Source organism: Lentilitoribacter sp. JB5-8 (genome assembly GCF_055693385.1).
The window spans coordinates 392,672-404,663 of the sequence record NZ_CM146332.1 but is presented as its reverse complement, the minus strand read 5'-3'; the positions used below and the strand labels follow the sequence as shown (position 1 = coordinate 404,663).

Sequence of the window (11,992 nt, the reverse complement as noted above, 5' to 3'; positions counted from 1 at the left end):
CATGTCAGACTTTCACGACGTTAGCCCAATGAGCCGCGCATTTCCCAAGAAGGAACGCACGCTTGGCTTTTGGGCTGCCAAGGTACCAGCTTCATATTGGACATTGGGCGTTATACTGCTTTTCATGCCTCTATTTGTCAGCGATTTTTTCTTGTTTCAGATTTGGGGGTGGACATTTATTTTAGGTACCATTGCCCTCAGTCTAATGTTTTTAGCTGGTTATGGCGGCATGGTTTCGCTGGTACAAATGACGGTTGCAGGCGTTGCAGGCTATATGGTTGCAATCCTAGGCGACAGCGCGATTACTGATATTTCACAAGGTTGGCCCTGGTGGATAACCATTCCTTTGGCGCTCCTCATTGCAATGGTTTTTGGAACGCTAACTGGATGGTTGGCGGTGCGAACTGAGGGGATCTATACGATCATGATTACCTTAGCAATCGCATCGGCATTCTTTTATTTCACGCGCCAGAATTATGTCATTTTTAACGGTTTTCAGGGCTTCAATGGTATCTTTCCACCAGATTTATTCGGGGTAGATTGGCGTGGTCCAAAAGCGTTCTATTATCTCACGCTTGGTGTCGCGGCGATTGCTTATTTTGCTGTTTTTTATATATCGCGTGCACCCTTTGGCTTGGCTCTTCAGGGCGTAAGAGATAACCCGCGCCGCATGGCTGCGCTTGGTTTTAACGTCACAGCGCATCGGGTAGCAGCTTACGCTTTTGCGGCCCTGATTGCAGGTGTTGGCGGTATTTTACTAACCTGGCAATCGGCTCAAATATCACCTGGTACGGCGGGTATTGGTGCTGTTGTTGATCTGCTTGTTATTGCGATTATGGGTGGTTTACGTAGACCCATTGGGGCATTTGTGGGTGCATTTATCTATGTGCTTTTGAAAACCTTTGCGGTGGACGTTTTGGTATCATTAGGCCTAGCAGGCGAGCGCTTTAATCTATTGATTGGTCTTATATTTCTCATAATCGTTTTTGCCTCGCCTGATGGTGTTTTAGGGCTTTGGGATAAGGTGAAAGAGAGCCGGAAAAAAGATCCACTTCTCGACAGGCAAGGAGATGCATTATGAATGTAATTGTTGATCCTCATAAACAAAGCGTATCTGATCGCCTTGGTGCGACCGGGACATCCAATGCGCTTGAATTGCGCGGCGTTGGTAAAATGTTTGGTGCGCTAGCAGCTTTGTCTGATATCAACATTACGGTAAAACCTGGCGAGCGACGCGCTGTTTTGGGTTCAAACGGTGCTGGTAAAACCACATTATTTAACTGCATTACTGGTGATTTTAAACCAACCTTCGGGTCCATAAGATTTTTCGGTGAAGACATAACAGCCTTTCCCGCTCAGGAGCGGATAAGACGGGGTCTTCGTCGTACCTATCAGATCTCGCTTTTATTCACCGGGTTAAGCGTTCTAGATAACGTTTACCTTGCATGTTGCGGTGTATCGCGCGGGCGTTTTTCTTTCATCCGACCAGGCAAGAATAATGCCCTGATGGCGAGCGCAGAAGATCTTGTAAAAGTCGTGCATCTGGAAAGTGTCATGCATACCAAAGTTTCTGACCTCTCCTATGGTCAACAGCGTCAGCTAGAGATTGCAATGGCTCTTTCTGGGGCGCCACGTTTTGTGCTGTTTGATGAGCCTGCTGCTGGGCTTTCACCAACCGAACGTTCAGAGCTAATTGAAATCCTTACAGGTCTTCCTGGACATATGGGTTATGTGATTATCGAGCATGATATGGATGTTGCACTTCGCGTATCTGAATCTGTGACCATGATGCATAACGGACAGATTTTTAAAGAAGGGTCTCCCGCAGAAATTGAGCAGGATCCTGAGGTGCAAGCCCTTTATCTAGGTGGGGAGGATTCGCTCGGTCATGGCTGAAAACACCACACCAATACTTGAGATAAAGGACTTAAACGTCTTCTATGGACAGTCGCATGCCGTGCAAGGTGTAAACCTCACCCTTGGTGGCGGGGTGCTGTCTGTTGTTGGCCGAAATGGCATGGGTAAAACGACCACTTGCAAAGCGATAATGGGGCTTGAGCCAACAGCATCGGGATCTGTGAGTTTAGGTGGTCAGGTGATTACAGGATTATCACCTGCTGAGATCGCCCGTGCCGGAATTGGATATGTGCCGCAAGGACGCCGATTATGGCAGTCACTCTCAGTAGACGAGCATCTTAAATTAGTTGCTAAAAAAGGTGGTGTTTGGACACCAGAGAGAATTTATTCCGTTTTCCCAAGGCTGGCTGAGCGCAAGAATAATGGTGGTGCTCAGTTATCTGGTGGTGAGCAGCAAATGCTCGCCATCAGTCGCGCACTTTTGCTCAATCCGCGACTTTTGGTGATGGATGAACCAACGGAAGGGTTAGCACCTGTTATCGTTAATCAGGTTGCTGACATGTTGATCGAGCTTGGGCAGCAAGGCGATATTGATGTTCTTGTTATCGAGCAGAACATTGGTGTAGCTTGTGCTGTCTCGGATCAAGTTGCGATTATGGTCAATGGCAAGATTAATCGAGTTATGGATTCTGGGCTTCTGGCTGCGGACCGTGATTTACAGCAACAGCTGTTAGGCGTTGGTCGTCATGCCCATGATGAAACAGATGGTGTGGCTGCTACGCCGCAAAATGAGCCAGAAGCTAATCAAGATACATCCAATGTTACGCGCATTTATGTATCAAACCCAAAGACACCTACACGTTGGTCAAAAGATGTTCCAGCGCGCTTAATTGAAAATACGGCGCGCACGGTTTCAAACGATACTCGTTCGTCAAATGCAGGATTGGTTACACCATTAAACGCCAATACCCAAAGTGTGGGCACGCTCGTTTTTGTTGCCGGTACCATGGATACCAAAGGTGATGAACTCCGCTTTATGCGCGATGTCATCAAAGCACAAGGATTGAACGTTCAAATTGCCGATCTGTCGACAAGTGGTAAGCCGTCTGGTGCTGACATTCCACCCAATGCCATTGCTGGTTTTCATCCGCGTGGGTCTTCAGGCGTCTTCACAGGTGATCGAGGCTCTGCTGTTTCGGGTATGACAATTGCATTTGAACGCTGGGTTGCTTCGCAAACGAATATTGCGGGTATTATTTCAGCAGGCGGTTCTGGTGGCACAGCGCTGGCGACACCTGCTATGCGCACATTACCTGTTGGTGTTCCTAAGGTCATGATTTCTACTGTCGCTTCTGGCCAGGTGGAGCAATATGTCGGCCCTTCTGATATTTTAATGTTGCATTCTGTTGCGGATGTTCAAGGGATTAATTCAATCACGCGAGAGGTGCTTGCCAACGGCGCAAATGCGTTATCTGGTATGGTCAAAGCCAGATTTACCTCCGTTGCGTCTAAAGCAAAGATCCAAGATAAGCCTGCTGTTGGACTTACTATGTTTGGCGTAACCACACCTTGTGTGCAGCAGATCGTTGCGCAGATAGAAGATGGGTTTGATTGCCTTGTATTTCACGCGACAGGCGTTGGTGGCCGCTCCATGGAAAAGTTGATGGATAGTGGCATGCTAGCAGCAATTGTCGATATCACAACAACGGAAATTTGCGATCTATTAATGGGTGGCGTCTTTCCGGCCAATGAGGATCGGTTTGGCGCATCTATTCGTTCCAGGGTTCCGTATATCGGTTCGTGTGGTGCGTTGGATATGGTGAATTTTGCAGCACCAGAAACTGTTCCAGACAAATACAAAGACCGTAACCTATACGAACATAATCCGCAGATAACGCTCATGCGCACAACGCCTGAGGAAAATGAACGTATGGGTATTTGGATAGGTGAGCGGTTAAATCAGATGAGTGGTCAGGTGCGGTTTTATCTGCCTGAAGGGGGCGTCTCCATGCTCGATGCACCTGATATGGCGTTTTATGATCCTAAGGCCAATGCGGCGCTGTTTGATGCGCTTGAGCGGACTGTCGTTCAAACGAGCACGCGCCAACTTATTCGCGTGCCACATAATATCAATGATCCTGAATTTGCAGAACTTATCGTCAACCAATTTCGTTCCTTCCATGGAAATGGTCTGCGAAATGAACAGGCCAAAATAAGACATTAGATAGAAGGTTAAATAGACTATGAAATCACGTTCAGAATTAATGAAAGAGTATCGCGCCATGCGAGACCGTGGAGAGCCAATAATTGGTGGTGGCGCGGGCACTGGCCTTTCTGCAAAATGTGAGGAAGCGGGCGGTATCGATCTTATTGTGATTTACAATTCGGGTCGTTACCGAATGGCAGGTCGTGGCTCACTTGCTGGTTTAATGCCTTACGGCGATGCGAATGGCGTTGTGATGGAAATGGCCGGTGAAGTGCTTCCTGTGGTTAAAGATACTCCGGTTTTGGCAGGCGTATGCGCATCAGATCCTTTTCGTCTCATGGATAAGTTTTTAGATGAAATCAAAGCTGCGGGTTTCTCTGGTATTCAAAACTTTCCAACCGTTGGTCTGATAGATGGAAACTTCAGAGCAAATCTTGAAGAAACCGGGATGTCGTATCAGCTTGAAGTTGATGTTGTCCGGATGGCTGCTGAGAAAGATTTGCTGACAACACCTTATGTGTTCTCAACAGATGATGCGCGCGCAATGGCTGAAGCTGGCGCGGATATAATTGTTTGTCATTTGGGCCTCACAACGGGTGGCTCAATTGGTGCTGACACAGCACTTACATTGGAGCAATGCCCCGCCATAGTTGATGAATGGGCAGCGGCGGCATTGGTGGTTAATCCGGACGCGATTGTACTTGTTCATGGTGGGCCGGTCGCAATGCCAGATGATGCCGATTACGTGCTTAAAAATACTAAAAATTGTCATGGTTTTTATGGCGCATCTTCAATGGAGCGCCTGCCAACAGAAGTGGCTTTGAAGGAACAAACTGAGAAATTCAAACGGATCGGTCGTTAACCGATTTTGAATTTGGGTATTGGAGGAAGAAAAAATGACGGGTGAATTAATCGGCCAATTGGTTTTGTGGTTGATCTTGGCAGTTATCGCCATTTTCATTCTTTATTGGGTCATGAACTGGCTTTATCGCCGTTCAACAAAAGAAGTTGCTTTTGTTCGAACTGGTTTTTTAGGTGAAAAAGTGGTGATTGATGGCGGCGCATTTGTGTGGCCAATCATTCATGACATCACACCCGTCAGTATGAATACACTTCAGTTGGAAGTTATTCGTGAAAAAGAACAAGCGCTGATCACGCGAGATCGCCTTCGTGTTGATGTTGAGGCTGAGTTTTATGTTCGTGTTGAGCAAACAAAGGAATCCGTATCCATTGCAGCTGCAACGCTTGGGCGCCGAACTTTAGAACCAGAACGTATTCATTCGTTATTGTCGGGCAAATTTATTTCAGCTCTTCGTTCTGTTGCCTCCGAGATGACGATGGAAGAGATCCATGAAAATCGTGCCAATTATGTTGCTCGGGTTTTAGAGATGGCACAGGCGGGTTTGGACAAAAATGGTTTGCAGCTTGAAAGCGTTGCCATCACAGATATAGACCAAACAAATATAGAATATTTCAATCCATCAAACCGTTTTGATGCAGAAGGTTTAACCACGGTCATCGAAGCAATTGAAAATCGTAGAACGCTCCGTAACAATATTGAGCAGGATGCGATGATTAAGATCCGCTCACGTAACTTAGAAGCGGAAAAGCAGGCACTTGATATTGAGCGGGAAAGTGAAGAAGCGCGTCTTGAACAAGAGCGTGAAGTTGAGTTCCGCCGTGCTCAGCAACGGGCTGAATTGGTCAAAGAGCGCGCGCGCCAGGAATCTGAAGCGGAGCAAGCTAATATTGCTAGCCGTGAAGTCATTGAAACTGCAAAAATTGAAAATGAAAAAATGATTGCCGAGGCGCGTATTTTTTCTGAACGTGAAGTACGTCAGAAGGAAATTGAGCGTCAGCGTGTCATTGATGAAGCTGAGATCAAAACTCGCGAAGAGATTGAAAAGGCACGGATTGCGCAAGACAAGGTTTTGCAAGAAGCACGCATTAAAACCCAGCAATCTACAGAATCTGCAGACATAGCGGCAAAAGAAGCGGTTGAAAAAGCGCGTATCGCGCAGGAAGCTGTGATCAACGAGCAGCGGATTGCAAAAGATCGCAAGATCAGAGAATTGGAAATTGAGCGTCAGCAAGTGGTTGAGGAGGCCGAAATTGCTCAACAGAAATCGTTGGAAGAGGCACGCATTGCGCGAGAGAAAGAGCTTAATGCGCGACGTATTTCATCTGAGCAGGAAACGCGTTCTTTAGAGATAGAACGTCAACGTATCTTAGAAGAAGCTCAAATTTCTGCACGCCAGGCAACCGACCAAGTTCGCATTGCGCAGGAAGAAGCCATTCAACAACTTGAAATTGATCGCAATAAAGCGGTTGATGAGCATGAGATTGCTGCACGCGAAGCTGTTGAAAAGGCTCGCATTGCGCAAGAGAAGCAATTGACGTTTGAGCGCATTGCATCTCGTGAGGAAACTGAGAGCCGAGAAGTTGGTCGCCAGGCGGCGCTTGATGCGGCAAATATTGCAGCGAAAGAAGCAACTGAAGCGAAACGAATTGCGCAGGAAAAAGCAACTGCTGCCGAGCGCATTGCATTTGAAAGATCTACGCGCGAGTTGGAGATTGCACGTAATCAAGCTGTTGATGAACATGAGATCGCATCACGCGAAGCCGTTGAAGCATCTCGTATAGCGCAAGAGAAGAAACTTGCAGTTCAACGGATAGAAAGTGAAGAGGAAACCAAAGAACGTGAGGTTCGCCGCGAAAAAGCTATTCGCGAGGCAGAAATTGCTTCTGAGGAAGCAACAGAAGCTGCGCGGATTGCCAAGGACAAGAAAGTTGCTGCTGAACGAATTGCCTATGAGCAAGATCTTCGAGAACGTGAAATTGCACGCAATAAAACTGTTGAAAGCGGTGAGATTTCAGCGCGAACCGAGATCGAGAAAATGCGGATTGAAACGGATGAGACAATCACCGAAAATCGCATTTCACGTGATGAGAAAATCCGATCCCGCGAGATCAAGCGTGATGCAACTCTGGATTCAGTTAAGATTGAAGCTGATAAATCTATTGAGACAGCAAAGTTGGCAAAACAAAAAGCGGTCGATTCAGAGCGTATTACAACAGAACGAGAAATTGAAGCTGTTCAGATTGAACGTAAAAAGGCAATTGAACATCTCGAAATTGCTCGCATGCAAGCTCTTCGGGAAGCTGAAATTTCATCAAAAGAAGAAATCGAACGCGCGCAGATTGCATCTGAACGTGGTCTAGATGAGGCGCGTATTGGTCACCAAACCGAACGTCGTCGTTTAGAAATTGAACGCGAGAAAAATGTCACATCAGCTGAGATGGAAAAAGCCATTGAGCTCTATAAGATATCGCTTGATGAAAGTGCGGCTGAAGCTGAAGCTGAGAACGCAAAAGCGCGTGCAATTGAAGCTGCTGAACTTACAAAAACTGTGGGTGAAACAGAAGCTGCCAAACGTCGCAAAGCAGTTGATGTAACTCTAGCGGAAAAAGAAGCTGATGAGGCGCGCATTGCAGCTGAAGCTGAGAAAGTTCGTTCTGCCGTTGAAGCAGAAGCTCAAAAACTTATCAATGAGGCAGAAAACGTCCTTACCGATGAGGCACGTCATTCTCTCTTCAAGCGCAAAATGCTTGAGCATGTTGAAGGCATTGTGTCTGCCTCAGCCAAACCGCTTGAAAAGGTCAATGATATTAAGATCATGCAATTGGGTGGCTCAGGCACCCAAGGGCTTGATTGGGCTGATAATGGCGGTAACGGAAATGGTGGTTCAGGCGGTGGCGGTAGCCCAACCGATGAGGTTATGAACTCCGCGTTGCGTTACCGCGTGCAGGCGCCGATGGTTGATAGTCTGTTGTCAGATATCGGTATTGATGGGTCGAATATTTCAAAGTCGACCATATTCAGGGATGCGAGCGATATGTCGCGCGCAGCGAGCGAGAGCAAAAAACTTTCTTCCGGCAATAAACCAACGGAAGGGAAGAAATAATGGCGCGTGTTTATATATCAAGTTTGATCAGCGCACCAGCAGACAAGGTTTGGGAGCGCGTGCGTGATTTCAACGCACTGCCAAAGTGGCATCCGCGTATTCGAGAAAGTCGTATTGAGGAAGCTCATCCTTCGGACAAAATCGGCTGTATTCGTAACTTCCAATTGCAAAATGGCGATACCATCCGTGAGCAACTGGTTGGCATGTCAGATCATGAATATTTCTTTTCCTACACAATGCTCGAAGGTCCCATGCCGCTTTGGGATTATATCGCAACATTTCGCCTTACCCCGATAACTGATGGAGACCGGACATTTGTTGAATGGTCAGCTGAATTTGAATGTAAAGCAGAGGACGAAGAAGATCTGGTCAACGGCATTGGAACGAATGTTTTTCAAGGCGGTTTTGATGCCTTAAAGCGGCATTTCGGAGGCTAGAACCGGATGGTGCAGGTTGTTTGTAGCACAATTATAGAAAAGCCGATCGAAGATGTTTGGGCACTGCTTCGAGATTTTAACGGGCATGATCAATGGCACCCGGCAGTTGCTTCAAGTGCAATTGAACGTGCATTGCCATCTGATCTTATTGGATGTGTGCGACGGTTCAAGCTGCAGGATGGTTCTGAGTTGCGTGAACAATTACTGACTTTATCAGATGTTGAGCAGTGTTTTTCATATTGTTTGCTCGATACGCCGGTTCCGCTTTTCAATTATGTGGCCCACGTCAACCTTTATCCAGTTACCGATGGGGATCAAACCTTCTGGCAATGGAAAAGTAGGTTTTCAACGCCACAAGGCCGCGAAGATGAAATGGCAAATTTGGTCGCCAAAGATATTTACGAAGCTGGTTTTGAAGCGATTAGAACTCGGCTTGCAAGTTGAATAATGGAAGGATTTAGAACGTGATATCAGTTGAAAATTTTTCTTCCAATGGAGAAGCAAATCGCGCCCTGGGTGCTGGTAGCATATATTTCGGAGGCGGCACTTTGGTGATGCGAGCGCTAAATTATGGCGAGCAGAATTTCACCCGCATTGTGCGATCAACTGATCCCGCCTTGAAACAGATTGAGACGCGGGGTGATAAAGTTATCATCGGTGCTGGGCTGACAATGGCTGATATTTTATCTTCCGATGAATTGTCATTTCTTCACGCGCCTGCCAAAGCCGTAGGTGGTCCGGCGGTACGCAATATGGCAACGCTAGGCGGCAATTTATTTGCAGAACATCCTTATGGAGATTTGGCAACTGCGCTTTTAGCCCTTGATGGTTCTGTTCAGTTTGAGAACGGGCAGTCCAATGACCTTGAGAGCTTTTTCCCATCTCGCAATAGTATGCAGGAACTCGTCGTTGCCGTAGCAATTAAACGGCCAAATCCAAGTGAATTCCATTGGTCAAAAATCACGCGCGTCAAACCCAAAGGCGTATCGGTCATGTCCATTGCAGCTTGGTTGCCGCAGTCAGGTGGACGTTTAAATTCTCCCCGCATAGCTTTTGGTGCCATGGGTCCTACGCCGCTTCGGGCAAAAAATACTGAGCGGGCATTAGAGAATCAAAACCTGGATCAACAGAGCGTATCAAATGCGATGAGTGCTTTGTCTGGTGATTTTCAGCCTCCGGATGATCCCTTGGCGTCCGGTTGGTATCGCAGTCAGGTCGCGCCCGTTCATTTACGAAGATTATTACTCAATGAAGGAGGGCTTTAAACGCTATGAAAAAGCCTGTTCAATTTAATCTCAATGGCATGCACAAAGCGATTTTCGTCAATGGTGGTGAGAATCTTCTAACTGCTATTCGCCATGGTGTTGGCGATACTTCTCCTAAATACGGTTGCGGCCAAGGCACATGCGGAACTTGCACTGTTCTAATCGATGGCAAACCCCATCTATCATGTATAACGCTTGCGGAATCTGTTGAGGGCAAAAATATCGACACGAGCGGGGGGCTTGCAAATGGGCCTGAGCTTCATCCCTTGCAGGAGGCCTTTATGGAAGGTTTTGCTGCACAATGCGGATATTGCACCGGCGGTATGTTAATGGCTGCAAAGTCTCTTCTTGATCAGAATCCCAACCCAACGCGTGACGACGTGATTGAGGCTATATCTGGCAATATTTGTCGCTGCACGGGGTACGAGCCAATTGTCGATGCGATCATGTCCGCGGTGCAAAAAATGCGCGGTGGCTCCTATGGCGGGAGGGTTGCATAAATGTCCTCTATCGAATTCCGCAAAGAGTATTTTGCTGATGAACGCGACGACGAATTGGATGTGGTTGGCAAACCAACACAGCGTCAGGATGCACTAGGTCACGTTACTGGCCGAACGAAATATTTTGATGATCATTTGTTTGAAGGCTTGCTTCATATGCGTTGTCTTCGTTCACCCCACCATCATGCCAGAATTCGCTCGATGGATGTTTCTGCGGCGCAAAATATGCCCGGTGTCATACGTGTTGTGCGCGGCGAAGACGTGCCTGTGAACATGAACACAATGCTTGATATCATTGGCTTCGGTCGTGATGATGAGATGCTCATTCAAACCAAAAAAGTTGCCTATAAAGGTGAACCAGTCGCAGCAATCATTGCGGAAACTGAATTGCAAGCGCGTAATGCATGCAACGCCATTCGCATTGAATATGATGTGTTGCCGCATGTGCTTGATGTGGAAGAAGCGCTTACGCCTCAAGCACCTGTGGTCAATGACGAATACCCCAACAATACTTTTGATTATCATGAACTCTATGACCATCAGAAATTGCGTTTTGGTGATACGGAAGCTGCCTTTGCGCAGGCTGACCATATCGTTGAGGGCGAATATGAAATGTCGCCGATTGAGCAAGCGCCAACCGAGACTTGTGGTGCGATTGCTGCGCCTGAAACGAACAACCGCTATGTCTGTCACACCAGCACGCAAGCTCTGTTTTTCTCACTTGGAATATCTGCAAAACTACTCGCGATGAATTCAAGCGATCTGCATTTCATAGGTGGAACTGTGGGTGGTGGTTTTGGCGGCAAGGTTGATTCCTTGCATGAACCTATGGCGCTTTTAGGTGCGATTTTAACAGGTCGTCCAGTTAAGTTTACTTGGGATCGAGAAGAGGAAATGCAAGTTGGTGCTCCGCGTGGTGCCGAACGTTGGCGTATTCGTGACGGCGTTATGAATGATGGCACGATTATAGCGCGTGAGTTTACCGGTTTCTTTGATGCTGGTGCCTACACACGGCTCTCATCCTACGCGATTATTAAAGGAACAGGCCATTTGCCGGGGCCGTATTCCATCCCGAATGTGTCATCCAATGTCTATTGTGTTTACACTAATCGAACGCCTGCAACTGCGATGCGTGGGTTTGGTATCACTGCGGTGGATTTTTCAATTGAAGCACATATGGACAAGGTGGCTGAAAAGGTTGGGATGAACCCAATCGAGCTTCGTATTAAAAATGCATATCGCGATGGTGATATGAAGGCTCATCGCCGGATTGCAAAAAACACAGCTTTAATTGAATGTTGTCAGGTTGCTGCGCAAAAAGGAAATTGGGCAATAGGGCCTGAATTTGCAGCAATGTCTAGCCTTGAAGATGGCGGTGGCGAGCGCGCACAAGTGCCGCAAACGAAGATTGATCAAGAAGGTCGTATAGGTGAACGGAAAGCAGGGCGCGTTGCAGATACTGCACCATCAAAGAATGGGCAGTTATCTAGTAAGCCGTCATCGACTATTACGCCAGTTTCTGCATCTATGGCTATGGGGCAGGATGTGAAAAACATTGCTGGGAAACCGAATAAATTGGCAATGCCGGGGCAGTCGGTTGGTCCTGTACATCATGACCAGACACCGCAATCTACACCTGCCATTGGTCCAGATGGTTTGATGTCTGTACCTAATACACCAGATGGATCAAATCCAAACACTGCTTCTCAAAAAATAGCGTCTGTACCCGTTCAGCCGGTTGTTAATGCGCCTTATACACCAC

Annotated in this window: 9 protein-coding genes and 1 pseudogene; all 10 read left to right on the top strand. The window is 47.2% G+C overall.

The window, feature by feature from the left end; translation table 11 throughout:
• Position 1 precedes the first annotated feature (1 nt).
• Positions 2-1,081 (top strand): branched-chain amino acid ABC transporter permease, encoded by a 1,080-nt coding sequence (locus ACZ1GZ_RS01955; protein ID WP_472666742.1) that lies wholly within the window; start codon positions 2-4, stop codon positions 1,079-1,081.
• Entirely contained in the window at positions 1,078-1,896 is an 819-nt protein-coding gene (locus tag ACZ1GZ_RS01950; protein ID WP_472666741.1) for an ABC transporter ATP-binding protein, read from the top strand. The genes ACZ1GZ_RS01955 and ACZ1GZ_RS01950 overlap by 4 nt, the downstream gene beginning before the upstream one ends.
• Entirely contained in the window at positions 1,889-4,081 is a 2,193-nt protein-coding gene (locus ACZ1GZ_RS01945; protein ID WP_472666740.1) for a Tm-1-like ATP-binding domain-containing protein, read from the top strand. Before ACZ1GZ_RS01950 ends, ACZ1GZ_RS01945 begins: the two co-directional genes overlap by 8 nt.
• A gap of 19 nt (positions 4,082-4,100) precedes the next feature.
• Positions 4,101-4,925: a phosphoenolpyruvate hydrolase family protein gene (locus ACZ1GZ_RS01940; RefSeq protein ID WP_472666739.1), complete on the top strand. Its 825-nt coding sequence runs from the start codon at positions 4,101-4,103 to the stop codon at positions 4,923-4,925.
• Positions 4,926-4,959: 34 nt separating this feature from the next.
• A complete protein-coding gene (locus ACZ1GZ_RS01935) occupies positions 4,960-8,028 on the top strand; it encodes a flotillin family protein (protein WP_472666738.1) in 3,069 nt (1,022 codons plus the stop codon).
• A complete protein-coding gene (locus tag ACZ1GZ_RS01930; RefSeq protein WP_472666737.1) occupies positions 8,028-8,465 on the top strand; it encodes an SRPBCC family protein in 438 nt (145 codons plus the stop codon). Before ACZ1GZ_RS01935 ends, ACZ1GZ_RS01930 begins: the two co-directional genes overlap by 1 nt.
• Before the next feature lie 6 nt (positions 8,466-8,471).
• Positions 8,472-8,909: an SRPBCC family protein gene (locus ACZ1GZ_RS01925; RefSeq protein WP_472666736.1), complete on the top strand. Its 438-nt coding sequence runs from the start codon at positions 8,472-8,474 to the stop codon at positions 8,907-8,909.
• 20 nt (positions 8,910-8,929) lie between these two features.
• Entirely contained in the window at positions 8,930-9,730 is an 801-nt protein-coding gene (locus tag ACZ1GZ_RS01920) for an FAD binding domain-containing protein (protein WP_472666735.1), read from the top strand.
• A 5-nt stretch (positions 9,731-9,735) separates the two neighbouring features.
• Positions 9,736-10,230 (top strand): (2Fe-2S)-binding protein, encoded by a 495-nt coding sequence (locus tag ACZ1GZ_RS01915; protein ID WP_472666734.1) that lies wholly within the window; start codon positions 9,736-9,738, stop codon positions 10,228-10,230.
• Positions 10,231-11,643, top strand: a pseudogene (locus ACZ1GZ_RS01910) (xanthine dehydrogenase family protein molybdopterin-binding subunit); the annotation flags it as partial.
• Positions 11,644-11,992 lie beyond the last annotated feature (349 nt).